A 24,839-nucleotide genomic window follows, 5' to 3' on the forward strand; every position below is an offset into this window, starting at 1 on the left:
GCTCACCCCTTAACAAGGCGTTAGGAAAAAGAGGAAATTCATATGTCTACATTTTTGGCCATATTTAACGTAATTGCAGGTATGGCTTCGATACTTGGTCTGTTTTACATTTTCATGTCAGAAGATAGAGTGAAATTTAAACCAGTAGCATATATTGGTTTTGGTATCGCACTTTTGATTTCTGGTTACATCTTATTTGTACCAGGTAGCTACTTTGAGAACTCAGTAAAGAGTAAGGTTCTTACATACTCAAAAGAAGAATCTGACTCTATTCTTGTACAACGCGGGGAAGTGTCATTCGGTGGATTGCGAGAGTATGAAGTGATGTTCCCAGAACCTTTTAAATCAACTCCAGAAGTTGAAATGGTTAATGTCAATGGGTATGACCATGGGCCGTATATCCAGTCTGCAACCCCGTTTAAAATTGTACTTAAAAGAAGTTCTAGTGGGCCGACTTTGATTCCTGAGTCTTTTCAAACATTCATTTGGGTCGCTCGCGGTGAGCCAATGACGGCGAAATAATTTTTCCTAACAATAAATTTAAGAGTGATTCACAACGCTTGGCGCTTTCACTTCAGTCTAGTTTTGTGTTTATGGCACAATGCTTTAGGTAGGGTGGTAGCGTTGTTCACACCTTAATTTGGTGTTATGTTTACTTTAAATTCAAAGGCTTAAAGGTCTTAGGTTCTAGTTCTTTCTCCCTCTGGCAATTAGTTCCTAGTAGACTCAGCAAATCCGCATTGTCGGCCTAAGCTCTTGAATCTCTCAGCCCGTAAAACATGCCAATGTTCGTGGGTTGCTTCATTGTCAGGTCGTGGCGGCTAGCTTCTTGTTTAACTGGCTCAAAGTCGCTTCTAGGTTCTTAGCCAATTAGCATTTCGGCTTGGCAGTTGCCTCGGCAATTCAATATTGTTTTGCGCTTTGGTTGGAAAGAAAGGGCACTTGTTGGTGCTTAGTCGGGTTGCCTCATTGGGCAGGGAAGTGGGCTTACTTGTTTTAGGTTAATCGCCTTTGGCGGTCAAGTTGGCTTTTGCCTTGTGGTTTGCTTCAGAAAACTGGCCAGAAACCGCAGTTCTTTCTCAATTAAGTCAGTAACTTGTGGTAAAACATAACAAACTGTTTAAGAGTGATTCGCAACGCGTGGCATTTTTACTATGCGTTGCGCTTGGTGTTTAAGGTGGTATGCGGAAGCTTCGGTATTGCGTTGCTCACACCTTAACAGGGCGTTATGTTTCCGAGTCACATCACGAATAACCATGCTTGTCTGTAGCTTGAATTTGTTAGGGTCTTTGTTTTGTCAGTCATCCAGCCAAAGGCTAAGTTATGGAACAAATAGGCTATTGTGAAATTAAAGGTTTTAAATTATCGAGGAAAAGTAAAAAGGCGGTTTCCGATATAAGAAGTATTATGAAACAAGGAAACCTGTTTATTAGTGCGGTATCAACAGTTCCATTGTTTCAGATTTTTGCAAGCCCGAGCGTGACGAGTAGTCCATTTGAAATGGGTATTACAATTACTAAATATGACTGGGAAGTGTTCGGTTGAGCGATGACTTCTGCGACCAGAATTGTTAGACGTGAGATTTTTAAAATTGCATATAGACAGGAAATCTTTACGAATGGTAATGAACAGAAATTTTGGAGGTGTGTGAGTGAAGCATCTAAGTAAATGGATCTTTATTTCAATGTTGATTACCGGTTGTTCAAGTAATCCTGATAGTGTTCAAGCGTTAAAAGCATGGGATGACAAGTATGAAGAGTGCTTTATTTCAAATCAGACAAAGCGACATTTTCCGGATAATCTATGGTTTAACTCTTTGAGTCTTGAAGACAAAAAAATTGTTATAGGTTACTTATATAACTACAACTCTAGAAGCTGCATCTCACGTGAAGTGGAGACTCTGAGAAGTGCGTTACAGCGAGAAGGGAATGACTCGTTACTTCATATTTTTGAGGTAGATCTTTCCCCTTTGGAAAGTGTCTCACTAGATGCAATTAAGCATTTAGATCAACAGGAATTACGCAAACTACAATCTGAATACTCACAACCATTTAACTTGTCAGAGCTTATAGAAAGCTTAAATCTATACAATTAGGTTTGAAATATAACAATCTGTTTAAGAGTGATTCGCAACGCGCGGCATTTTTACTATGCGTTGATTTTGGTGAATAAGGCATATGCGGTGGCATCGGTATTGCGTTGCTCATCCCTTAACAGGGCGTTAGTACGGGTTTGACATCAAAGGTCATAAGTTTTGGTGTTTATCTGTTTTGGCGTTCGTCTTTACACCTTTCACGTTCTTTCCGGTAGCACTATATGCGGAGTGTTTGCTTTGATTTCACCGTTTACGGTTTCTAGCTCTTAGCCTATTTCTTTGGCGCTTCTTCCCTTTCGTGGTTTTTACTAAGTCAGAATTGCCTTTCTTTGGTGTTGCCGTCCAAGTGCGAGGATCGAATCCTTTTCTAATTTGAAGCCAGTAAAAGTAGGGGAGTTCAGTGCGTTTTTCTTCTAGCTAACTTTTGTCTCTTAACCGAGTTTAAGTTTTGTAACTGCCCGTCTCACTTCAGTGTTCAAAGCCTTTCATATTATGCTACTTTTCAATATCTTGGAGCGCATAAATAGAAGTAGCGCATGTACTAACAAATTGCTTAAGAGTGATTTGTAACGCGTGGCATCTTTACTTTGCGGTGGCTTATGGTGATTAAGGCGCCGTGCGGTAGCTTTTGTATTGCGTTACTCGCACCTTAGCAAGGCGTTATGTGTCAAATAGAATGGTTTATCTTAATGTTATGGATATATGTAAAAGCTGCGAAATATGGTCAATACCTAGAGGCTTTCAAAGACCTTCAGATTATACTGCAACATACGAAAAACTTGCTGGTGCCCTAAAGCGTTCTGAGTTAATACTTGTTTCCGAATACAATTTTGAAAATAGCTTTCCTTCACCGGTTCGATGGCCAAGTGTATCAGTTAACTGTACCTTCCAATGCTCCCAATGCGAGCAGCAGTTTGTATTATCTGTAGACATAGATGAATGCCGAGGTGGGCTACGTCCAGTTGGCACATAACAAATTGTTTAAGAGTGATTCGGCACGCGTGGCATTTTTACCATGCGTTGGTTTTAGTGTTTATCTGTTTTAGCGCTCATATTTACACCTTTCAGTTAGTGCCTTTCACGTTCTTTCCGGTGGCACTATATGCGGAGTGTTTGCTTTGATTTCACCGTTTACGGTCTCTAACTTTTAGCCTATTTCTTTGGCGCTTCTTCGTTTTCGTTGTACTTCCTGAGTTAATCTTGTCGTTCGTTAGGTATTGCCATCAAAGTGCGAGGATCGAATCCTTTTCTAATTTGAAGCCAGTAAAAGTAGGGGAGTTAAGTGCGTTTTTCTTCTAGCCAACTTTCGTCTTTCAACTGGAATTAAGTTTTGTAGCTGCCCGTCTCACTTCAGTGTTCAAAGCCTTTCATATCATGCCACTTTTCAATATCTTGGAGCGCATAAATAGAAGTAGCGCATGTACTAACAAATTGCTTAAGAGTGATTCGTAACGCGTGGCATTTTTACTTTGCGGTGGCTTATGTGATTAAGGCGCTGTGCGGTAGCTTTTGTATTGCGTTACTCACACCTTAGCAAGGCGTTAGCGTGCTATCGAAATTTCCAACCAAGAAAACCACAACTGGTGAACTTAACATAAGCCCTTTTGCAAAGAGGACGGGATGCCACTTCTTCAACTACTTCTGCTAAGTAACTTTCTATTGAATGTATCAATAGACCTTTTTGAAGTAGATCCGCTTCGAATAGTTTGCGTGTTTGTTGCGTTTCTTGTGTCTTTGACCTTTATATTGGACGAACAGGTATGGTTTAAATCAAATACTGAAAAGCTTTTAGAATGGCTAAAAACATTATTTGTTAGTTACGTAGCATGTGAATTAACTTTGTTTATTAATTTTGTACACCTTTTGGTCAATAAGTACAATGACCCTTCGATGTCTTGGTATTTACCTAGTTTAGTGTTGCTAGGTTTATGGTTGTATGGAAGGTCTCAAAGAGCCGGTTAATATCAAGCTAACAAATTGTTCAAGAGGGATTCGCAACGCGTGGCATTCTTACTATGCGTTGGTTTTAGTGTTTAAGGTGGTATGCGGCGGCTTCTGTATTGCGTTGCTCACCCCTTAACAAGGCGCTAGGTTTTCGGCCAATATCAAGAGCCCGTAAGAAGTCTTATATTTGTTTCTTTACAGTGAGTGTGCATGATTGCATATTGTTGCGGTTACTATGATAGGGACTTCAATATGCAAAATATCTAGGACAAAAGAGAGTTTGAGGCTGCGATTCAAGCTTTAGAAGCGCAAGCCGTGAATGTTGGCCTTCATATGGTGATTGGTGCATAAGCTAGGCAGCTTTGCTCGAGACAAATAAAGCGTTTCTCTGAAGAGTTAAAGTTAGAAGTAAAACAAGGAAAAATTAGTTGGAAGGAAGCTGCAAAAAAGGCGAATGAAACTCGAAATGTAATTATGGAGATTGTAGGGGTAAAAGTACCCCCGTCGGAAACGCATATGCTCAGCAGTTGAAAAGCAAAGGTAGGACGTTAAATGAACTGGTCGCGAAGAAAACAAACGAGATTTATCTTACCAAGCACTTCAACGATCTTACTGTCGAACAAAAGAACAGCGTTTATTCGGAAATCGTAAAGTCATCTGGCAAGTCTAATCCAGATGTTAATAGGGTAATGAAAAATATTTCAAGTACAGGACGCGGTTTGATTGTTTTATCTATCGGTCTTTCTGTGTACACCATTGCCACCTCTGAAAATAAACTTGAGACAGCTGGCCGCGAGGCTTTAGTTGCAGGTGCCGATATTGGCGACGGTATTGCTGGAGGGGCAATAGCAGGTTTAGCTTGTGGTCCGGGAGCTCCAGTATGTGTAAGTGTGGGGGCTTTTATAGGTGGAACATTAGCTGCATTTGGAGTGAGTATTGCGTGGTAGTTGATATGGAACTGTTATCAAAAGGTAAATTGGAAATTCGTGACGTTGAGAAAGGCAGTGAGTACATATCTAATAAGATATTACTGGCTATTGAAGGCAGGCCCGCAAATTCTTTTGTCAAAGGTGCACAAGTAGAATATGGCGTAAAGTATGATAACTGTTACGTTATCTTTGTCACTGATGATATCCTTAACGAAGAAACGCTGAGAGTATATTTGTTTGATCTTAATGCAAAGCTGATCGATTACTTGTATATAGGTAGTGCTTATTCAACAGGGTGTTTACAAGACCTGACCCTTCAGAAAGACGGCTCAATATCATTTTCGTTTATAGGGGATACACTCTGGAATATAAAAGTATTATCCAAGGCAGAAATGATTACTCCTTTCGTGTCTAACCCGAAGGGGGTCACCAGAAAAAGCGTCTTTAGTAACTTTTTACATGTACAAGGCTCGCCAAAAGCAGAAACCTAACAAAGCAATTAAGAGTGATTCTCAACGCTTGGTATTGTCACTATGCGTTGGTTTGTGTGATTGAGGGGCTTGCATGGACATCGGTGTTGCGTTGCTCACACCTTAATGCGGCGTTAACTGGTGCAGAAAATACGAAAGCACATTGATACGGTATTCTAGGTTTAGAGTGTTCGGTCGGTTTCCTTAATTGAGCTAATGCGACTAACTTCAATTTGGTACTTAAGTTTACTGATGTGAAAGGCGACACAAAGCCTTCTAATGATATAAGGCATTCGCGATTAGTGCGGCGCACTTACATCGCCGACGTATGGTGTTGTGAGACGCATTTCAAACTAAAGATCAACGGTAATCTTTTAGTTAAATACATATTTGAGTTAGCTTTACTAATCATTAATTAGGAAAACCGGCTTTGGCTAAAGTGGCTGTAAGATCGGCGAAAACTGAAAGGCGCTCAGTTAACAAACTGTTTAAGAGGGATTCGCAACGCGGGGCATTTTTACTATGCGTTGGTTATCGTGTTTAAGGTGGTATGCGGCGGCTTCGGCGTTGCGTTGCTCACACCTTAACAGAGCGTTAGCTGCCTACATTAAGTTGATGTAAAAAATGTAATGCTCAATTTCATTTAAGTTAGCGATGTCTCTATTAACGATAAAACGGATCTGTTGTAACAATACTCTTCTGTTAATTTCATTGATTTGATAGCTAGGATGAGAGCAATGAAAAAACTAGATGAAGTTAAATTAAATCTAAAGCGAACAAAGCAAATAGGAGAGACAACTTTAGGTAAGTTAACTATTGAGGGAGTAAGTAAAAGTTGGTTTGTATTGGAGCCCGCAGGGCCAGACTCGATAACTGAGGGATCCGATAAAAGGATCAAAGCAGGGACTTACAAATTATTGCCCTATAGCTCACCGAAGTATCCTAATGTATATGAATTACAAAGTGTTCCGGGGAGAACATTTATTCTAATCCATGCCGGAAATTATCACAAAGACACTCTTGGGTGTTTGATGCCTGGTAAAACATGGGGGAGTGTGGCTAAATCTCATTACTATGTGGGTAATAGCAAATCTGCTCTGAAAGAAATTTTTTCTGAAATCGCGAGCAACAAAAAAATTACCATAAATATATCTAATCAGTTGGAGCAGCAATGATGATAAGGAATATGGCAATTTTGGTTGTGTCTGTTTTTTGCTCAGGGCTACTGTATGCTAAAACGCCAGAAGTAAGCCTCTTACATAACTGGATGATAGAAAACTACAAATCTATTGAATCAAATCTTGAAAAAAAAGAAGGTTCGAAAATAGTTCCTACGCTTTTTTCTTTGGTAGAAATTTGGAAACGTAGAGACGGAGCTATTTCCGGAGAAGTTTCTCCCTTATTGTTGGTTGCGCTAAAAGTTGAGCCTCAGAATACTTTACTTTTACTATCTGAAAGCCCAGAGTCTTTTGACAAATGGTTAAATGAGCTAGATGGTATGGTGTTCACAGACCATACCTGCAATGAGGCGAATCGGTTAGAAAAGCTAAGAGTTGATGTATTAGCAGCAATGAAATCTTACTCTAGAAAACAGCCGGATAAGTTAAAATCAATGGCTGACGCACTTATTGAAAGGTTGGAGGTTATAAACGTGAGCGTGATAGATTAAGCCAATGCTAGCAGCCAGCTAACAAAGCATTTAAGATTGATTCGCAACGCGTGGCATTTTTACTATGCGTTAGTTTTAGTGACTAAGGTGGTATGCGGCGGCTTCGGTATTGCGTTGCTCACCCCTTAACAAGGCGTTATGTAGCCGAGTAAGTTCGAAGATGTAATTGATAATCATGTAACTGTGCTTTCCTTCTCAAGGTCTTATTTTTAATCAGTTTTTAGTAATGTAGATTTGCTTTAAAAGTGTAGGCTAGTTTGTGTTTAAATGCGGAGGTCTCATGGTTAAACATATTTATCAACAATACAATTCTCTTAAAGAAGGTGAAAAAGAGTATCTTACATTAAACCCTCACCATGCTATAGCAATAAAAGAAGCGAAAGATGTTGCTTTTTTCGAAACAGAATCTCGCTTTGGCATTAATGGACACAATGATAAAAGCGATGCATTTCGTCATTGTTTTTGGTCTGCGATGCTAGCTCGTGACATTGGATACAAAAATGCTCTCGAATTTACGACAGCACATGAAGACTTTCCGGAAAACCCAGAAAATGAAAAGGTCATGGATTTACACAATAATAAAGTTGGTATTCGGTTAGGGTTATCAATGGCGAGTAATGATAAACTTGCACATTATTGTTACACTTCATTGCTAGCAGGTCGTCTTAAGGTAATAAAGAAAGAGAAGAAAAAATGAAAAAATTGGTTATGATTTTCTTTATTTTACTTCAAGTATCCTGTTCAGATACAAATGATATACAACTAAGATTAAATGACAGTAGTGTCGATTTTTCTGAAGTTGTCGAAGGTGATTGGAATCGAGTCTGTTTTTTAGGTCCGTACTCCAATAATACTGCTGCTCGTTCTTTGCTGGGATTCGACTGGGATGCTGAGAATCTAAGTAGAATATCAGATTTAGATAGTATTACACTTTTATTATTTGCTAATGATGACGAAGTTATTAAATATAGTGAATTATCAAGGGAAATTGATTTTTCACTTTTTAGTAATACATGTATAAAACGTACTGAGGCAAAATTTAGCATTGGTATGAATGATGTAGTCAATGTAGGAAGGTAAAAATAAAAGTCACCTTGGTTGTAACACATAACAAATTGCTTAAGATTGATTCGCAACGCGTGGCATTTTCACTATGCGTTGGTTTTAGTGGTTAAGGAGGTATGCGGCAACTTCGGTATTGCGTTGCTCACCCCTTAATAGGGCGTTATGTGACTCTTCTGTTAATTTCATTGATTTGATAACTAGAATAAGATAGGTGAAAGAACTAGATGAAGTTAAATTAAATCTAAAGCGTTCAAAGCAGGTACTTGAAAATTATTTTTTCACAGCTCACCGAAGTGCTCATAATGTATATAGGCTGCAAAATGTTCCCAGTAGGGAATTTATTATTATCCATGCTGGAAATTATCACAAGGATGCTCTTTGGTGTTTGATACCAGGTAAAATGTGGGAGGGGGGATGGCCAAATCTCATTACTATTTAGATAATAGTAAATCGGTTCTTAAAGAAATTTATGTTGAAATCGTGAGCTATGAAAAATTACCATAAATATATCTAATCAACTGGAGCAGAAATAATGATAAGGAATATGGTAATTATTATATTGTCCGCTTTTTTTCAGGGCTGCTGCATGCTAAAACCCCAGAGGTAAGTCTTTTGCATAACTGGATGATAGAAAACTACAAATCTATTGAACCGAACCTTGAAAAAAAAGAAGCTTTGGAAACAATTCCTACACTTTTTTCTTTGGTAGAAATTTGGAAATGTAGAGACGGGGCTATTTCTGGAGAAGTTTCGCCTTTATTGATGGTTGCACTAAAAGTTGAGCCTAAGAATACGTTACTTTTATTATCCGAAAGCCCAGAGTCCTTTAACGATTGGCTAAATGAGTTAGAAGGGATGGTGTTTACAGACCTTACTGGTAATGAGGTAGCTCGGTTAGAAAAGTTAAGAATTGATGTATTGGCAACAATGAAATCTTACTCTAGAGAGCAACCGGATAAGTTAAAACCGATGGCTGACGCTCTTATTGAAAAGTTGAAAGCTATAAGAGTGAGCGGAATAGATTAAATCAGTGCTAGCAGCCTGCTAACAAAGCATTTGAGAGTGGCTCGCAGCGCGTCGCATTTTTTCATGCGTTTACTTTTTTCTCAACGTGGTTTGTAGAGGTTGTTGTATTATGGCGATCTCACTTTAACAAATCGTATGGCTACTCAAGGGCGTATATATGTCGTTTTGGATCTTAGTTCCACTTTTATTTATTCACCTTGGTTTGGGTGGATTGATTGCTTTTGGTTTGTTGTTTTTGGCTTGCGCAGAGCGCCGAGTTTCAATTTCTAAGTTTAATAATGATGTTTGTGTGGCTTTGTGGTTTGCATATAGCATATCAATATTCGCTAGTGTTGTTTTAGTTTCTTATTATCACTTAAAAAATGGTCAGGCTTCTTACTATTTTTGGCTAGCAATGCCTTGGGCTGTATTGGTTGTTCTTATTACGTACTGGAACGCAATAGCCGTCAAAGTTGAAGAGTAAACGATTCAAAAGTTATTTATCTAACCACATACGTACCATCCAATGATCTAAGTAATTCCTGTTTCAATGGTGTTCATGTTACATCATTAACGCTTCACAATGTGTCTTCTGGACTAAATTCAAAATTGCATTGACGATATGATTAACTGTAGGATTGTACTCAACCTTTGTTCTTTAAGTTTACAAGGAGTGTTAATGAAAAAGGTCGAACAGTTTGAGTCCAGATTAAAGAAAATAGATGTCTTCCTGACGGTTGTTGTAGCGTTATTTGCTGCTTTTGGTGTATTTTCATCTATAGCATCTGGGATCCAGTTTGGTTTAGGGTTGATTATTTCCGCTTTGATGTTATGGGTGACTAAATTTTTTGTATGCGGTATTTCATATACCTTCATACAAATAGCTAAGAATACGAATCCTAACACTATTGATGAAGACGCCTAATTGATAAGGCTCTTACCATTCATTATGGTATAAACGTTTGCCATAGAGAGCCCACTTCTAAGGAACAACTTATGGAACGAGTTTACAATTGACTTGTACTAATGCAGTCAAATTAGGTACTAAATCATGAGTAATCCGGCTTATAGTGAAAGTATCGCTCATAATTTTAGAATTAACCTCTCGCGGTACCAACTAGGATGAAACATGGATATTTTGATTTTTTGTCTAATCGTAGCGGCTTTCTTACCTTATGTAGCCAAAATACCTGTGGCAATTGCTATGCATAAAGCGGGCGGCTATAACAATAATTGCCCTCGCGAGCAGCAAGCTGGCTTGAAAGGATTTGGCGCTAGAGCATTAGCGGCACATCAGAACGCTTTTGAATCTTTGATAGTTTTTGCCTCTGCTGTTCTACTTGCAATATCGACAGGTGCAGTAAATGAGAAGATTCAGCTCTTAGCGTTAGCGCATATCGTTTTTAGAATCGCTTACCATGTTCTTTATTTATTGAACTTCGGAGTTTTACGGTCAATTTCTTGGGCAATCGCGATGGGGAGTGCGTTTGGGATTATGGGGCAGTGTATCTCTGGTTGAGGACAGAGGAGAGTTTATTTCCTTGAAGAAAAACGGCCCGCCAGGGGAGTAGGGCCGTTAAAAGTGCAAAGTTGATTAACGTTCAGGAGTCGCTAATAGTCTAACTGCACTATCTACCGCATTGTCGATACCTTGACGACTTTCCAGTTTACCAGAGCTCGCAGGACCGAGTGCACATGCATACAGAGCAAGCTGCTTATCAAAGGGCAGATCTAACTGCTCATAAAGGTTCTGGCGTATTTTCGCGTGGTGTTCTGGTTCTTGGTTAGCAAGGTTGACAAGCGTGTCATAAATAAGCGTTTTCATATAATTCCTTTTCTATTGCACGGGGTGCATATGTATTGTATTCGATTACAATTCGAAATTCAGAAGCCCCAATCACAGAAAAGTGGTCTGATATAAATTCGTGGTGCGAAGTAACAAAGTCGTTGGTGGGAGTTAAATGACTTGTAAATCATAGTGATAGGAATTCACTCTTCGTAGCTTGTTTACAACCGGGAAAGTTGTTCATGTGGTCGAAAAAGCGTAAAGCTAATCTCGGGGTAGCTTTTTGATTCTGGTCGTACAAACTATATGAAATCAATTTGAAGCGTGTCCTACATTAGATAAAAAGCCCGTCGGTGAATTTGACTCTACCGAGAAGTTTACGCAGTTTAAAAGCAATTCTTACTGGTCTTATCGAACAACCTAAAGTCAATCTCTCTGCAACCGATAAAATAGTGTTGAAGTATTGGGTGGCTTTGATGAAAAGGACTTTAACTTGTTATGGGAAAATTCATTGTCATGTGGGCGGTTCTTATTGGCTTGCCAGCTATAGCAAAACAATCTACTTCGCTTGCTGAGGCAGCAAAAGAACGAACACAGTACGACATTACTTATGATGGAAGTTATTACCAAATTGGCTACCCGAATGGCGATGTTGCTTCTGATATCGGGGTGTGTACCGATGTTATTATTCGTAGCTATAGAAAACTAGGTGTCGATCTCCAAGTCCTTGTTCATGAAGACATGAGAGATAACTTTTCTGCATATCCATCCAAACGAATCTGGGGCTTAACTCGTACTGATAGAAATATTGATCATCGCAGAGTTCCAAATTTACAAATGTTCTTTCAACGTCATGGGGTAGAAATACCTATCTCGAATGATGGTCATAATTTCAAGCCTGGTGACATTGTCACGTGGATGCTCCTTGGGAACCTCCCTCATATTGGTATCGTTGCCGATGACTTATCGACAGACAAACGACGACCTTTGATTGTTCACAATATAGGAGGAGGTGTCGTACTGGAGGATATGTTGTTTGATTATCCTATCACCGGTTATTATCGGTTTGAGCCAAAATAGAAGGAAGTCAACTTTTGGAAAAACATTGTGTCGTATTGGGTGGAGGCGGATGGATGATGGGAGAGCTCCCAAGCCAACTCGACCAATACATTTTGTCACTAGTGGGAAAGAATAACCCCAAAATCTGTTATCTCTCTACCGCCACCGGAGATTCGGAAGAAGTCATCACCCGTTTCCACAATGCTAAGCTGAGCGAACACCTTACACACTTTCCTCTGTTCAAGTTAGAGAAAGGCTGGCGAACCAAGTTGCTAGAGCAAGATGTGATTTACGTTGGCGGTGGCAATACCCGTTCTATGCTGGCTCTATGGAAAGAATGGGGTATCGACGACATTCTCAAAGAGTGTTACAACCGCGGCATCATACTTTGTGGGATGAGTGCAGGCGCCATTTGTTGGTTTGATTATGGGATTACAGACAGCGATCCAGAGGCTTACTCCATCATCAAAGGCATCGGTCTTTTACGAGGTTTAGCATCTGCTCACTTTATTGAGAACGACGAGAAACACGACCTATTCGAGCGCTTTGCTCATAGTCATCTTGATGCGACCTGCTACGGCCTCAGTGATTATGCCGCGCTGCATTTTGTTGATGGTAAGCCAAGCAAAGTCATTTATAGCAGTGAGGACGCACAAATCACAATCCGAAATGGCAATGATGAAATTTCAAAGAGATAGGCCCAGCTTAGGTGCGGTTACTCGATTGTGTAAAAGCGGGAGTAAATGTCTTCTCTTTTGGTTTCGAAGGCAGCCAGAGGCGTTACAATGGCAACAGATTTTGTTATCTGACAGCTTAAGAGTGCTAGGCAACTACCAAACTTCAATAAACATCGGAGAGCGTGTCGTGAAACGCGCTTTGAGTAACAAGCATCAGTTTTGGGCTTTGCACGTTGTCGCAACATCAAAACAGTATATAGGGGACTATGATGAGGCGACGAGCGTGTTTATACAAAGCCAAGCGTTTGCCACTGAGCTGTATTTGAGCTTTAGTTATCAGCATTTGGGCAAGTTGTATGTGGAGCAGGGGCGATTGAAAGAGGCAGAATCGCTGTTTAATACGGCTCTCAATATCAGAAAAAAATACGACAAGCCCCTTCTGAAGGCATCAACGTTAAAGGCGCTGGAAGGATTAAATGCGCTAAGAGAGCATGGAACAAGGAGTGCAGATGAACCGTAAGATTTGGCTTTTTCTAGCCATTGTATTGCTAAGTGGACCTTCCGTGTTACCTATTAGCCTAGAAGTATTCTTTCTCGTTGAGTTAGTTGGTTTTCTAGGAATATGGTCAATCTGTTCCAGCTATTTGCACGCTATCTGTGTTCACCCTTTTACCCGGCGATTTTGGGCATGTTTTTCAAGCCCAGAGCAGCATTTACTTACTCACCTTCAAATAATGGAACTGATACGTTATCCGTCTCTCCTCGTTCATATGTTGCCTTATCGAAGCGTCATCGCGTGGTCCGTCCCTTTATTCGCTGTTGCTCAGTTTCTGACTGGCCTTCGTTTTTAATGTAGAAACTCATCAATAGGCTCTGCTGATACTATCGGGGTGGGCTATAAGCTGTGATGATATTGGGTTAAACGTTTTTACGGCAAACAAAAGCGCCATATCGTCATGGCGCTTTCTCTTTTCTATCTCTCGATACTTTTCCTAAAACTAGGCGATAGCTAGCGTCAAACTTGGTTTGTTTCGCTCAACCACGCTGATTGAAATCGCTAGGAACAGAATATCTTTTACAAGGAAAAAGTTCGCGATCAAAACACCGTCGGAAACTTTCCATGTATTTGGTGTCGTAACTAGGAAGCTCAGTGTCGCGAGGAAGATAACGCTTGCAGCGATACCGGACCAGTAGGCTACGGTTGGTTTTTTTAATCCAACCAATAGGCCGAGTGCGACGATGATTTCGGTTAAGCCAATGATATTAGACACGGCTTGAACGGAAATGATGCCATATAGCCAAGACATGGCAGGGTGATTTACCACCAAAGGTTCAATGAGTTTTGCTTCGGTTGGAGTGAATTTATAAATACCTAACCAAATAAGAACAAGGGCAACGCCAAATACGCCAAGGTAATAACCAAATTGTGTCGGTTTTTGGGAAACAGATGATGCATGCATAATAACTTCTCCTATAAAAGCATGTTTTTAAATGACCGACGGTTGAAATATAAAATTCTTGAATTTATGGTTATATAAAATAACGAATATCTATATAGCGAATAATTAAGCAATAAAAGGGTTAGCTTAAATGGAATTTGTCCCTGTCGATTTATCTCTTCACTTGGATTTATGCATCGCGTTTCGCAGAGATGCGTATGAGGTGAGTTTTGGACATCAAAATGGGTTTGATACCCAAGAAATTGCCTTTTGGTTTGCGTCTATTGCAGAAGATCCTGAAGCGGGGTTCTTTCATGTGAGCAAAGATGGTGAAATTATTGGTCAACTGGAATGCCGGCATCCAATTCTTGATGATGAAGGGTTAAGATTTGGCTACATTAATCTGCTTTATTTACTACCCAAGTTTCGAAATCAAGGGTTAGGCAAGCATTTACAAGACTTCTTGCTAAAACGTTTTGCTGATGGTGGTTGTACGTACGCGAGATTACGCTACATACCCGGTAATGATGCAGGTGAACGTTTTTATTACAAAAATGGCTGGCATCCGGTGGGGGAAGCAGGTGAACGTGGGCAATTAATGCAGATCGATTTATTGGAGTACATATGATCACAATTCGTGACTTTCAAGAAGAAGATGCCCCGATGCTCTGGGCTCTTTTCTTTAACACAGTGCGAAACGTTAATCGCAGAGATTACACCGAGCAACAAGTGAAGGCTTGGGCGCAGGAGGGGTTTGACTCTCAGCTTTGGTTAAAGAAGATGATATCTATCCAGCCGTTTGTCGCTGAGTTAGATGGTGTCATCGTTGGTTATAGCGATGTACAGCCAAGCGGGTTAGTCGATCACTTTTTCTGTCACCATGAATATCAAGGACAAGGCGTAGGGCGTTCATTGATGACTCATGTACTCAAGCAAGCAGACGCAAAAGGGCTGGATAGGATCTATTCAGAAGTGAGTATTACCGCTCGTCCTTTCTATGAGCGCATGGGTTTTACTGTCGTGAACGAGCAGCAAATCGAAGTCCGCGGTGCTACGTTAACCAACTATGTAATGGAAAGACACTTAGACAAAAAGGATGTGTGATCAATAAATAATCCTCGCTCAATTAGTGAGCTTGAACACAGATACCGCATGTTTTCTGCGGTGAATAAGAGTTCATTGATCTAACACCAGAATTCCTCCTCAAAAGCGCGCGCATAATTTCTTTTCGGAGTGGCGAAAGGAAGCCAGTTAAAACAGCTCCTTACGTCAGTTATCTCACGGCAAACCATCTCAGGAAGAGAAGTAGTACTATGCGCCCTTATCTCAAATACATCATCCCAACGGTGATCCCTTTGCTCATTTTGCTGATGCCACTGTCAGCGTTTCCATTCGAAGGTATGACCATCATTCAGCAGCGCGTTATCGCGATATTTTTGCTCGCTGCACTTTGTTGGGTATTTGAACCGATCCCAATTTACGCCACCTCTGTGGTCATCATCGTGCTTGAGTTGTTGCTCGTTTCCAACAAGGGCATCATTTTCTTTCGGCTTGATGAGGGAGAACCTCATTTTGGTGAGTTGCTGCAATACAGTGACATCATGGCGACGTTCGCCAGCCCAATCATCATGCTGTTCTTAGGTGGATTCTTCCTCGCGATGGCGGCAACCAAGTATCGATTGGACGTCAACTTAGCGCGTGTACTGCTTAAGCCGTTCGGACAAAACCCGAAATACGTCATGCTGGGTTTAATGCTGATTACTGCAATCTTCTCTATGTTCATGTCGAACACAGCAACGACGGCAATGATGTTGTCGATCTTGACGCCAGTTATCGCGGTGTTTGGCCCGAAAGATCCTGGGCGTATTGCGTTTGCGTTGTGCATCCCAGTCGCCGCAAACATCGGCGGTATTGGTACTCCAATTGGAACACCACCGAACGCGATTGCGCTTAAATACCTAGTGGGTGATAACCTCATTACCTTCGGTGAATGGATGGTATTTGGCGTGCCGTTTGTCATTGTGATGATGGCGCTAGCGTGGTTCCTGATCGATTTTCTCTACAAAGCTGAGACGACCAAAATTGACCTCAACATCAAGAGTAAATTCTTGAAAACACCGAAAGCCATCATTGTGTACATCACGTTTGCAGGCACGATTCTGCTCTGGTTGATGGGCTCGGCGCACGGTATGAACTCATACACGGTGGCTTTAATTCCAGTCGCGGTATTTTCACTGACGGGCATCATCAACAAAGAAGATCTAAAGAAGATTTCTTGGGACGTGCTTTGGTTGGTATCTGGCGGTATTGCGTTGGGTCTTGCACTAGACAAGACAGGTTTGGCGAGGCTGGTGGTTCACAGCATTCCATTTGATGAATTCTCGCCTTATGTGGTGCTGTTTGGCGCTGCGTTTTTGTGTTTGGTTATGGCGAACTTTATGTCTCACACGGCGACGGCCAACTTACTGATGCCAATCATGGCGGCGCTTGGTACCTCAATGGCATCGTTAACACCACTCGGTGGTGAAGTGACGTTGATTCTCGTAGTGACCTTTGCAGCTTCGCTTGGTATGTCTCTGCCAATCAGTACGCCACCAAACGCATTGGCTCATGCGACAGGGCATGTGCAAAGTAATCAAATGGCGCGTGTTGGTGTCGTGTTAGGTGTAGTAGGTGTATTGCTCAGTTTCTTGATGGTGTGGATCCTTCACACCGTTGGACACATTGGTTAAGTCATGTACGAAAGTAAATTAGATACGCTGGTGGAGCGTTATTTCAATCATATCGAGCGTCGCATTACGGTATCGGCAGGCTCGGTATTGATTGAGCAAGACGGCTACAACGAGCGACTCTACTACGTGCTGTCTGGAGAGCTTGCCGGTTATTTCTCTGAGGATGGCAAAAAGCAGACTCAAGTATTTGCGGCATCTAAGGGCGCGTTTATTGGCGTGCACAGTTTCTTCTCTGGAACGTGGACTGCCTCTTCGACGGTGATTGCTCAAACGGACGTTGAGTTAGCGTGGATTGAGCGCAATACGCCAGCGGTCGAAGCAGGTAAGTATGGTCCTTTAACTGCACAGTTTATGCCGGTGATGGTCAACGAGCTTTCTCGCCGTCAACGCCGAGCGATGCAAGAAGCGCTGGGTAAAGAGAAGGCATTGCAAAAGCTGCATACCGCAGAGCAAATGACAACACTTGGCCAACTTGCAGCAGGCATTGCCCATGAGCTCAACAATGCTATTGGTGTGGTGAGCAGCAAATCAGAGCGTTTGGAGTCGGTGATCATGGGATTGCTCGAAGAGGTCCATCCTGAGGCAAGCCAGTTCTTCGATTTCGGTTTGATGCAAGGGCAGAAAATCTCATCGAGTGAAGCAAGAACGCGAGGGCGCCATTTTGAGAAGTTCTATGGTTTGCCAAAAGATCTGGCCCGAGAATTAGCTCGCGCTGTGCCAACCGATTATCTCAATGAGCATTGGTTAAAGCGTCCAGAAGAAGCGATTCGTTACTGGCAGATGGGCCGAGACTTGCACGACTTACGCATTGCCTCAAAGCACACCGTTGGCATTGTGAAGTCAGTGAAGCAATTAGGTCGTACCGACATAGACAAAGAAGAAGGGCTCAGAGTTAATGACTCGATAAACCAAGCACTTGCATTGCTACAAAGCGATTTAAGACGTGTAAGTGTGCGTTTTAGTCCGGCTGATTTACCTCTGTTCGTAGGCTCGCAAACCGAACTGGTGCAAATCTGGGTCAACATTTTGAAGAACGCTTGTGACGCGCTAAGAGAGACTGAGTCACCAGCGATTGAGATACAAACGCGGGTAAGCAAGAACAAGATTCTAGTGACTATCACCAACAATGGTCCTGAGATTGACGAAGTTACACGTAGAAAGATTTTCCGACCAAACTTCACCACTAAGAAAGGTGGTCTGTCGTTTGGATTGGGGTTAGGGCTGTCGATAGTGAAACGCATCGTGGCGGGTTATAACGGCTCAATCGCGGTGAAAAGTGACAGTGAAAAAACCATATTTAGAATTAAACTACCGGTAGAGGATGAACATGGACAAGCTTAATTTAATTTGCGTTGATGACCAGCGAGAGGTGTTAAGCGCGGTTCTGCAAGACTTACAGTCGTTAGGCCAATGGCTCAACATTGAAGATTGCGAGTCTGCCGATGAAGTACTTGAATTAATGGATGAGTTAGATGCAGACGGAGAGATGATTGCGCTTATTATTTCTGACCATGTGATGCCAGGTAAAACTGGTGTGGAATTGTTAACAGAAATTTCTAAAGACAGTCGTTTTCTACGCACTCGAAAAGTATTGCTAACCGGGCAAGCGACACATACAGATACCATTAATGCTATTAATTCTGCGGGCATTGATCGTTACTTTGAAAAACCTTGGCAGGCAGAGCAATTGGTGGAGTGTGTGAGAAACTTGGTGACAAAGTACATCTTCGATATGGGCTTAGACTACACCGAATACCACGAGCACTTAGATCAGAATGTCGTGTTTGACCGCTTGAGATAATCGAATGCTCCTGAGCTGAGTAGGATGTTTAGCTCAGGATGCATTCTCGCGATTTTTAACTGGAGTGATTATTGACTCAAGGTGTATCGACTCGCACTTGCGACAGATAAAGGTTTAGAAAACCAGAAGCCTTGCAGGTAATCGACACCCATCTCAGCAAAAAAATCGCGCATTTTAGCATCTTCAATTCCTTCGATGACCACCTCAATGTTCTGCTCAAAACACATGCTGATCAAGAATTTCAAGTACTCTCGAGACGAACGGTTTGTTAGAGTCTTCCATGCCATTAACTTATCTATCTTGATTTGCGTCATCGGTAAATCGAAGAAGCAATTCAAAGAACTGTAGCCTGCACCAAAATCATCGAGTGAGAGCGCAAATCCGAGTTCACTTAATGTGTTGAGGGGGGCGATAGCCGCTTGGTTATTATCCAGAATAAAGGTTTCTGTTAGTTCGAGAACGATCGCTTTGGGTTCGACGCCTGCCTTATCCGCCATTGCTTTTATCTTGCTCGGAAACTCACTATTGAGAAGCTGTAATACCGACACGTTCACGTTCACACGCACTTGGTTCTGATAACGTTCACGATAGCTTTTAATGAACTTGCAAGCTTTTTCAAAGACTTGGTACCCCAGCTCGACTATCAAGCCTTTATTTTCTGCGACAGGAATAAATTCATCAGGATAGATTTCACCAAACTCTTTACTGCGCCAACGTACCAGAGACTCGAAGCTGACCACTTGTAAATCGGATGCTCGGACAATCGGCTGAAATTTCACGCTCAGTGTTTTCTCTTCAAGTGCGTTTTTCAAACCCTGCTCGATAAAAAAGTAACGGTCCACCGCATGTTGCGTTTTTTGGCTGTATACCGCGATGCGATCTTTGTTTTTCTCGCTGGCATATTGACAGGTGCGTGCGGCCTTGCGGACAATTTCTTCAGCTGAGTGCTCAGGATCGATAGAAGGGTAGAGTCCGATACTGATATTACTGCCCAAATATTGGCCTTCTTCGACTACCGCATCGTGATAATTCTGTTTGATGGTTTGTGCATAAGTGTGCAAATCTTCGAGTGGTATTTCATCGAGCACCAAAATAGCAAAATCATCATCATGAACACGGTAAACGGTGCAGTTGGGCGAAGGCAAATGGCTGAGTGTCTGTAATAGTTTCTCGACTAAGCCATCGACCAGCTCACTACCGTACTGGTTGAGGTAAGATTTGATTTCTTCTATCTGGATATAAAAAATCGATGCTTGGCTACGGTTTGATTTCACGAGTTCATCGATATTGAGAAGCAGATGTGCACGGTTTGCCATACCGGAAGCGTTGTCATGAAAGGCCACTTGATGAATGTAGCTTTCCATTAGTTTTCGCTCAGAGATATCGCGATGGCTGCCGACCATATAGTGGCCGTGCTCGGTTTCTTTGGTCATCGCAACACCTTCAATCCATACGTATTGTCCGTTGGGTTTACGCAATCGATAGGTAGTGGTGACACGAGTGTTGTCGGTGTTGATATGGGCATCGACACGCTTAGACAGACGCTCTCTGTCTAAAGGGTGCACTAAGTCCAACCATCTATCTAGATTGATACGGCCCGCATTGATGCCAAATTGCTCATAGAATCGCTGGTTATAGAAAGCCATAGTGCCGAACTCATCCATGTAAAAGAGTCCTTCACTAAACACATCGAAGATGTGGATGAAGCGTTGCTCTACGATCTGAAGAAACTCACGATCGTGTTCGGAAATGGTTTGATCAACCTTGTTGGTGGTCAAGATGCTTCCTCCGCAATCCTAGCAGCGTTGAAGATAAATAGATAAGTCGAGCTACACGCTGATGACATTTTGGGCGGTTATCCTTTCACACTGCATACGAAACAAGTCGATTCAGGTTGGTTAGCTGTGATGTTAATGAGCTGACTTCGCTTATGTGGAATAGAAATTATATTAGAGTAATGCGACTAATAATCGGCATTTATAAAACTTAGTCAACAGTAAATACCATTTGTACGAAAGAGTTATTGATTCAACACCCAAATTATCAAAAATCAGACAAGAGATGATGATAAATTGGACTAAGTCCATAAATTAAAAGTGGTTTTTAGGGGGCGAATGTCTCATATATTGACTTAATACTCATTAATTTTAATTGATAGTGAATTCTTATAACGATGAATGGTCAGATCCCTTATAATGCGTTTGCTAAATAATAGATGTTAACAAGTTTCGCGATATGCAGTACAAACCAGAAGACTCAATAAAAATTTCGATTGCAGATATCGGTATCGGTATGTTCGTTACTGCAATCGAACAAAATAAACGTGTGAACTTGGCCAATGCCGGACGCGTTTCTACTTCGCAAGGTATTAAAAAGCTGCAAGCCAGTGGGGTGAAGTTTGTGTGGGTTGATCAGAAACTTTCTGCTCAGGAGTGCGTGTTCAACCCTGTTGAAGAGGAACATGATGTCACGTTAGCGGCATCTGATGTTATTACAACACCCAAAATTCAGCGCGCGTTTCGTTCCCGAGAAGCCCAGCACAAGCGAGCCAAAAAACTGATTGCAGAAGCGAAAGGTTTAGCTCAAAAACTGCTGAACCAAACCTTTGAAGGTAAGATCATTGAAGTCGACGAAATTGAATCGTGGGCGGATGACATGATCGAAAGCGTATTTATTGATTCTGATGCGCTTCAATGTGTGTCTGCACTGCGCCAAAAAGATTCATATTTGCTTGAGCATTCCGTTAACGTCGCATGTTTGTTGGTATCTTTTGGTAAGCATTTAGGTTTGGGTAAAGAAACGCTCAAACAGCTTGCTATCGGCGGGATTATTCATGATGTGGGTAAAATCAAAGTTGATGATGAGGTTTTACATAAGCCAGCACGACTCACACCTGAAGAATTCGAGCATATGAAGTTGCATCAGGTGTTTGCGGGTGAAATTATCGTGGGTGTGAAAGGGCTTGCCGATGTGAGCCGCGATGTATGCTTAATGCATCATGAAAAACTTGATGGTACCGGTTATCCACTAGGTTTATCTGGTGAACAGATCCCAATGCATGGCCGCATGAGCTGTATCGTCGATATTTATGATGCATTGACCGCAGACCGTGTTTACAAAAAGGGCATGAGTTCGGCAGAGGCGTTCAAAATCCTATTGAGTTTGACGCCATTCCACCTTGATCCTGAACTGGTGTACAAATTTATTAACTGCATCGGCGTTTACCCAGTCGGTTCTATTGTTCAGTTAAGTGATGGGCGTGTCGGTATTGTCTGGACATCGAATGAATCTCAAGCTCTGAAACCGATAGTGAAGTGTTTCTACTCTCGCAAATACAAACGCTATATTGATGTGGCAATGGTCGATTTGAAAAACAGCGCCCACACTATCGAAAAAGCAGTGGCGCCTTCGACGTTAGAAGTCGATCCGAAGCCATTCTACGATTAATAGGCAGTCAGTTTGCTTGTTTGTGATGTTTGTCCAATAAGTAATTACTTTACACGATTGCATATTATCAGTATGTTGATTGCATAACTAAACGACTCAACGTGAACGAGAAGATAGATAAATGGAGGCATGTTTGTTGCTCTGGCTTCTCGCTCTGGTTCCTTACTCGGAACGCTTATTGAGGAGTACGATTGGTTTTGAGTTAGTTCAGTTATGAGCAGAATGATGTGGAGCCCTCTACGTGATGTTTCATGGATAGAAACGTTGAGTAAGGCTGTTATCCCACGTGATTCACTCATTTATCCGTACATTGGAAAGGAGCGCCAATGCAACTCGATACTTGGATTTATTACACCCTCGCAATACTTGTCCTGACTGCCTCTCCTGGGCCTAGTTCGCTACTTTGTTTAAGCAAAGGTGTTAGCAGCGGATTTCGCCACGCCTTTATGACGGCACTTGGTAGCTTAGCCGCGATCACCATCATTCTTACTTTGTCTTTTACTGGCCTTGGCGTCGTGATTGCTTCTTCGGAGTTGGTCTTTAACATCATCAAATGGTGTGGCGCGGGGTATCTGGTTTGGCTAGGTATTCAAGCCCTACGATCCAAACAGACGGATTTTTCTCAAGCAAAGTTAGAACAGTCTTCTTCTAGTTATCTCAGCGCGTTTGTAAGTGGCTTTATCGTTGGTGCAAGCAACCCGAAAGCCATTGTATTCTTTACCGCGCTATTTCCTCAATTCATTGACCCTTCTGCATCGCTATTCACTCAATACATGATCTTTGCTAGTACGTTTGTGGTGTTCGAGCTGAGTTGGTTAACCTTCTATGGATTACTCGGTGTGAGGACATCAAACTGGTTATTTGCAAAGGGAAGAGCTAAATTGTTCAACCGTCTTACAGGTGGTGTCTTCATCAGCGCTGGTGTGGCTTTGTCGACCGCGCATCGAAGCTAAATAACAGCGGATTAATCTAAGCTATTAAATCCTAGACTAAATTAGAAAAACCTTATTTCCAAAATGGAAATCGGCGTTTTGGTTTTTTTCATTAGTGGCAAAGACTCTTGGAGCGTAAAATTCAACGCGTCCCCTCAAACGATGATTTGAAATCAACAAATGATTCGAAAGGGCGTATTCGTTGTATTTTCTCCAGGAACATCTTAGATGACTCAAAGCCTTTCTGATCTTCAGCAGCGTTTCCTTGCTATCGCGACCGATAGCAACTTGTCTCCAAAACAGAAATCAAACTTTCTTGCTTTGGAAGCCGAAGCCACAATTCCATATATGACCGTCTCTGACGAGGTAAGCCAAGCGATGCAACAAGGCGTCATATGTGACATGTTTGAAGGTCACGCGCCGTTTAAGCCGCGCTATGTTTTGCCAGACTACGCAAAATTTCTTTCTCAAGGTTCTGAATACTTGGAGTTAGCTCCAGCAGAAGATTTTGATGATGCGATCAACATGTTGACCATCCTTTACCATCACGTGCCTTCGGTAACGAGCATTCCGGTTTACCTAGGTCAACTTGATGATGTGTTGATGCCTTACGTCGGTGATCTTACTGACGAGCAAATTTACAAAAAACTGAAACACTTCTGGATTATGCTGGATCGCACATTGCCAGATGCGTTTATGCACGTGAACATTGGTCCGACGGACAACATCATTTGCCGCACGATTTTGAAAGTTGACGCCGAGCTAAAACAGATCGCGCCAAACCTAACGTTCATGTACGACGAAGCAGTCACACCAGACGCTTTGTTAAAACAAGCAACACAAAACATTTGTGAGTGCAGCAAGCCACACATCGCGAATTACCCAATGCACGCGAATGCCTACGAAGGTGCTCGCTTTGGTATTGTGAGCTGCTACAACTCTTTGCCATTGGCTGGCGGTTCAAACACGTTAGTGCGTATGAACCTAAAAGAAGCGGCGAATCGTGCTGACAACCGTGAAGATTTCTTTAATAACGTGCTGCCAGAATATCACAGCTTGATGGTTGAGCTGATGGACGCACGCGCTTCACATTTGCATGAAAAATCTGAGTTCTTCAAAGGCTTTCTAACGCAAGAAGGCTTGATCGAAGAATCTCGCTTTGCGCCAATGTATGGCATCTACGGTATGGCAGAAGCAGTGAATGTGTTACTAGAAAAAGAGGGCAGTGCAAGCCGTTACGGCCAAGATGCAACGGCAAACGAGCTCGGTCACGCGATCTCGGCAAAATTGTCTGAATTGGTCGAAAGCACACCAGTGAAGTTTGGTCTAGAGGGCAAAGCACTGCTGCATGCACAAGGCGGTATCAGCCTAGATTTGGATGTAACACCGGGCGTTCGTATTCCTTACGGAAACGAACCAGATCCAGTGTCTTACGTGCAAGCAACGGCAGGTCATCACCAATACTACCGTTCTGGCATCAGTGACATTCTGACTATCGACGAAACAGTGAAATCAAACCCAGAAGCGATGTTCAACCTGTGCAAAGGCGCATTGAATGCTGGATACCGTGAGTTCACGGCAAACGTTGCGTCAAACGACTTGGTTCGCGTAACGGGTTACATGGTCAAACTGTCAGATATCGCAAAGTTCGATGCAGAAGGATCACGTACTAATACGACGTTCCTAGGCGCAGAAGCGGCGAAGAACACCGGTATTTTAGAGCGTTCACCACGTGTGGTGAGCCACGAAATGTCACCGACTTACGCTAAGTAATGGGTGACGGATAAGA

Annotated in this window: 28 protein-coding genes; 25 read left to right on the top strand and 3 right to left on the bottom strand. The window is 42.0% G+C overall.

What is annotated here, in order from left to right; genetic code table 11:
- Positions 1-42 precede the first annotated feature (42 nt).
- The 14 genes from C1S73_RS00785 (at position 43) to C1S73_RS00910 (ending at position 10,696) form a co-directional block, all read left to right on the top strand.
- The gene (locus C1S73_RS00785) at positions 43-522 is read left to right on the top strand and encodes a hypothetical protein (RefSeq protein ID WP_038873970.1); all 480 of its coding nucleotides are present in this window, start codon (positions 43-45) and stop codon (positions 520-522) included.
- Positions 523-1,323: 801 nt separating this feature from the next.
- Positions 1,324-1,545, top strand: a complete 222-nt coding sequence (locus C1S73_RS28050; protein ID WP_227740578.1) for a hypothetical protein — start codon at positions 1,324-1,326, stop codon at positions 1,543-1,545.
- Positions 1,546-1,651: 106 nt separating this feature from the next.
- Complete coding sequence (locus C1S73_RS00810) at positions 1,652-2,095, top strand: hypothetical protein (protein WP_038873967.1); 444 nt, start codon at positions 1,652-1,654, stop codon at positions 2,093-2,095.
- Positions 2,096-4,566: 2,471 nt separating this feature from the next.
- Entirely contained in the window at positions 4,567-4,986 is a 420-nt protein-coding gene (locus C1S73_RS27985; protein ID WP_206208184.1) for a hypothetical protein, read from the top strand.
- Positions 4,987-4,991: 5 nt separating this feature from the next.
- Positions 4,992-5,459 (top strand): hypothetical protein, encoded by a 468-nt coding sequence (locus C1S73_RS00850; protein ID WP_125459484.1) that lies wholly within the window; start codon positions 4,992-4,994, stop codon positions 5,457-5,459.
- A 716-nt stretch (positions 5,460-6,175) separates the two neighbouring features.
- Complete coding sequence (locus tag C1S73_RS00860; RefSeq protein ID WP_038872134.1) at positions 6,176-6,613, top strand: DUF5675 family protein; 438 nt, start codon at positions 6,176-6,178, stop codon at positions 6,611-6,613.
- Complete coding sequence (locus tag C1S73_RS00865) at positions 6,610-7,107, top strand: hypothetical protein (RefSeq protein ID WP_038872137.1); 498 nt, start codon at positions 6,610-6,612, stop codon at positions 7,105-7,107. Before C1S73_RS00860 ends, C1S73_RS00865 begins: the two co-directional genes overlap by 4 nt.
- Before the next feature lie 280 nt (positions 7,108-7,387).
- Positions 7,388-7,804, top strand: a complete 417-nt coding sequence (locus C1S73_RS00875) for a DUF6973 domain-containing protein (protein WP_038872140.1) — start codon at positions 7,388-7,390, stop codon at positions 7,802-7,804.
- Entirely contained in the window at positions 7,801-8,187 is a 387-nt protein-coding gene (locus C1S73_RS00880; RefSeq protein WP_038872143.1) for a hypothetical protein, read from the top strand. Before C1S73_RS00875 ends, C1S73_RS00880 begins: the two co-directional genes overlap by 4 nt.
- A gap of 196 nt (positions 8,188-8,383) precedes the next feature.
- Positions 8,384-8,611 (top strand): DUF5675 family protein, encoded by a 228-nt coding sequence (locus C1S73_RS28285; RefSeq protein WP_038872146.1) that lies wholly within the window; start codon positions 8,384-8,386, stop codon positions 8,609-8,611.
- Positions 8,612-8,784: 173 nt separating this feature from the next.
- Complete coding sequence (locus tag C1S73_RS00895; protein WP_152436137.1) at positions 8,785-9,198, top strand: hypothetical protein; 414 nt, start codon at positions 8,785-8,787, stop codon at positions 9,196-9,198.
- Positions 9,199-9,355: 157 nt separating this feature from the next.
- A complete protein-coding gene (locus C1S73_RS00900; RefSeq protein ID WP_038872152.1) occupies positions 9,356-9,661 on the top strand; it encodes a hypothetical protein in 306 nt (101 codons plus the stop codon).
- 195 nt (positions 9,662-9,856) lie between these two features.
- Positions 9,857-10,102 carry a hypothetical protein gene (locus tag C1S73_RS00905; RefSeq protein WP_038872154.1) on the top strand — a complete coding sequence of 82 codons (246 nt, stop codon included), beginning with the start codon at positions 9,857-9,859 and terminating at the stop codon, positions 10,100-10,102.
- Between the two features lie 204 nt (positions 10,103-10,306).
- Positions 10,307-10,696 (top strand): MAPEG family protein, encoded by a 390-nt coding sequence (locus C1S73_RS00910; RefSeq protein ID WP_038872156.1) that lies wholly within the window; start codon positions 10,307-10,309, stop codon positions 10,694-10,696.
- A 75-nt stretch (positions 10,697-10,771) separates the two neighbouring features.
- Here C1S73_RS00910 and C1S73_RS00915 read toward each other — a convergent pair whose 3' ends face one another.
- Positions 10,772-11,002 (bottom strand): PAS factor family protein, encoded by a 231-nt coding sequence (locus C1S73_RS00915; RefSeq protein WP_038872158.1) that lies wholly within the window; start codon positions 11,000-11,002, stop codon positions 10,772-10,774.
- Between the two features lie 459 nt (positions 11,003-11,461).
- Here C1S73_RS00915 and C1S73_RS00920 point away from each other — a divergent pair, with 459 nt between their 5' ends.
- The 3 genes from C1S73_RS00920 to C1S73_RS28065 all read left to right on the top strand — a co-directional run bounded on the left by C1S73_RS00920 (position 11,462) and on the right by C1S73_RS28065 (position 13,219).
- Positions 11,462-12,043, top strand: coding sequence for a DUF1287 domain-containing protein (locus tag C1S73_RS00920; RefSeq protein ID WP_038872161.1), 582 nt, complete (start codon positions 11,462-11,464; stop codon positions 12,041-12,043).
- Positions 12,044-12,057: 14 nt separating this feature from the next.
- Positions 12,058-12,720 (top strand): Type 1 glutamine amidotransferase-like domain-containing protein, encoded by a 663-nt coding sequence (locus C1S73_RS00925; RefSeq protein WP_038872163.1) that lies wholly within the window; start codon positions 12,058-12,060, stop codon positions 12,718-12,720.
- A 166-nt stretch (positions 12,721-12,886) separates the two neighbouring features.
- Entirely contained in the window at positions 12,887-13,219 is a 333-nt protein-coding gene (locus C1S73_RS28065) for a tetratricopeptide repeat protein (protein WP_227740565.1), read from the top strand.
- Between the two features lie 478 nt (positions 13,220-13,697).
- On the opposite strand, the gene C1S73_RS00940 is transcribed toward C1S73_RS28065, so the two are convergent.
- Positions 13,698-14,159: a DUF417 family protein gene (locus tag C1S73_RS00940; protein ID WP_038872168.1), complete on the bottom strand. Its 462-nt coding sequence runs from the start codon at positions 14,157-14,159 to the stop codon at positions 13,698-13,700.
- A gap of 130 nt (positions 14,160-14,289) precedes the next feature.
- On the opposite strand from C1S73_RS00940, the gene C1S73_RS00945 reads away from it, so the two are divergent.
- The 5 genes from C1S73_RS00945 (at position 14,290) to C1S73_RS00965 (ending at position 18,671) form a co-directional block, all read left to right on the top strand.
- On the top strand, positions 14,290-14,766 hold the full coding sequence (locus tag C1S73_RS00945; RefSeq protein ID WP_038872171.1) for a GNAT family N-acetyltransferase: 477 nt from the start codon (positions 14,290-14,292) through the stop codon (positions 14,764-14,766).
- Positions 14,763-15,242 carry a GNAT family N-acetyltransferase gene (locus C1S73_RS00950; protein WP_038872174.1) on the top strand — a complete coding sequence of 160 codons (480 nt, stop codon included), beginning with the start codon at positions 14,763-14,765 and terminating at the stop codon, positions 15,240-15,242. The genes C1S73_RS00945 and C1S73_RS00950 overlap by 4 nt, the downstream gene beginning before the upstream one ends.
- A gap of 209 nt (positions 15,243-15,451) precedes the next feature.
- Positions 15,452-16,870 carry an SLC13 family permease gene (locus C1S73_RS00955; protein ID WP_038872177.1) on the top strand — a complete coding sequence of 473 codons (1,419 nt, stop codon included), beginning with the start codon at positions 15,452-15,454 and terminating at the stop codon, positions 16,868-16,870.
- 3 nt (positions 16,871-16,873) lie between these two features.
- The gene (locus C1S73_RS00960; protein WP_038872180.1) at positions 16,874-18,211 is read left to right on the top strand and encodes an ATP-binding protein; all 1,338 of its coding nucleotides are present in this window, start codon (positions 16,874-16,876) and stop codon (positions 18,209-18,211) included.
- Positions 18,198-18,671: a response regulator gene (locus C1S73_RS00965; protein ID WP_038872181.1), complete on the top strand. Its 474-nt coding sequence runs from the start codon at positions 18,198-18,200 to the stop codon at positions 18,669-18,671. The genes C1S73_RS00960 and C1S73_RS00965 overlap by 14 nt, the downstream gene beginning before the upstream one ends.
- 68 nt (positions 18,672-18,739) lie before the next feature.
- On the opposite strand, the gene C1S73_RS00970 is transcribed toward C1S73_RS00965, so the two are convergent.
- Positions 18,740-20,449, bottom strand: coding sequence for a putative bifunctional diguanylate cyclase/phosphodiesterase (locus tag C1S73_RS00970; protein ID WP_038872184.1), 1,710 nt, complete (start codon positions 20,447-20,449; stop codon positions 18,740-18,742).
- Positions 20,450-20,906: 457 nt separating this feature from the next.
- On the opposite strand from C1S73_RS00970, the gene C1S73_RS00975 reads away from it, so the two are divergent.
- The 3 genes from C1S73_RS00975 (at position 20,907) to C1S73_RS00985 (ending at position 24,823) form a co-directional block, all read left to right on the top strand.
- Positions 20,907-22,118, top strand: a complete 1,212-nt coding sequence (locus tag C1S73_RS00975) for an HD-GYP domain-containing protein (protein WP_038872187.1) — start codon at positions 20,907-20,909, stop codon at positions 22,116-22,118.
- A gap of 326 nt (positions 22,119-22,444) precedes the next feature.
- Complete coding sequence (locus C1S73_RS00980) at positions 22,445-23,071, top strand: LysE family translocator (RefSeq protein ID WP_038872190.1); 627 nt, start codon at positions 22,445-22,447, stop codon at positions 23,069-23,071.
- Between the two features lie 207 nt (positions 23,072-23,278).
- On the top strand, positions 23,279-24,823 hold the full coding sequence (locus C1S73_RS00985; RefSeq protein ID WP_038872193.1) for a YjjI family glycine radical enzyme: 1,545 nt from the start codon (positions 23,279-23,281) through the stop codon (positions 24,821-24,823).
- Positions 24,824-24,839 lie beyond the last annotated feature (16 nt).

The organism is Vibrio jasicida 090810c (assembly GCF_002887615.1).
Lineage (GTDB): Bacteria > Pseudomonadota > Gammaproteobacteria > Enterobacterales > Vibrionaceae > Vibrio > Vibrio jasicida.